This is a genomic window from Microbacterium testaceum (assembly GCF_001476655.1).
GTDB lineage: Bacteria > Actinomycetota > Actinomycetes > Actinomycetales > Microbacteriaceae > Microbacterium > Microbacterium testaceum_C.
Window position 1 is genome coordinate 1 of record NZ_LDRT01000235.1, and the last position, 779, is coordinate 779.

At 70.2% G+C, this 779-nt stretch carries 1 protein-coding gene; it reads left to right on the forward strand.

The genetic code is table 11. From position 1 onward, the window contains the following. Window positions 1-128: 128 nt before the first annotated feature. On the forward strand, window positions 129-779 hold a 651-nt coding region (locus tag NS220_RS18675; RefSeq protein ID WP_058625458.1), incomplete at its 3' end, for a lactate/malate family dehydrogenase.

The following is a 779-nucleotide window of genomic DNA, read 5'->3' on the forward strand; positions in this document are numbered from 1 at the left end:
ACGCCGGGCCAGCCGCACCGCGCCCACCCCGAACCGCACCGCACCACACCACCAGCCCCCGGCATCCGTTCCTCCACCGTCGAACGACCGCCCTGGCACCGGTCCCACGCCGCTGCAAGGATCAGACCATGAGCGTGATCGAGAACTCGAAGCTGACGGTCGTGGGCGCGGGAAGCGTGGGGGCGAGTGTTGCCTACGCCGCTCTGATCAGGGGATCCGCGCGGCACGTGGCGCTGTACGACATCGCCGAGGCCAAGGTCGAGGCCGAGGTTCTCGACCTCGCGCACGGCACCCAGTTCACCGGTTCGAGCGACATCGTCGGCGGCAGCGACGTCTCCGTCGCCGAGGGCTCGCACGTCGTCGTCATCACCGCGGGGGCCAAGCAGAACCCCGGCCAGACCCGCACCGAGCTCGCCGCCACCAACGCCCGCATCATCCGCGACATGATGCCCGAGCTGCTCGAGGTCGCCCCGAACGCGGTATACGTCATCGTCACCAACCCGTGCGACGTCCTGACCGTTCTCGCGCAGGAGGCCACGGGCCTGCCCGCGCGCCGGATCTTCGCCTCGGGCACGGTCCTCGACACCTCGCGCCTGCGCTGGAAGCTCGCGCAGCGCGCGGGAGTCGCCACCTCGAGCGTGCACGCGTGGATCGTCGGCGAGCACGGCGACACCGAGTTCCCCCTGTGGTCCACCGCGACGATCGGGTCAATCCCCATCACCGAGTTCGAGCTCCCCGACGGCGGGCGTTTCACGAAGGACGAACTGGATGCCATCGCC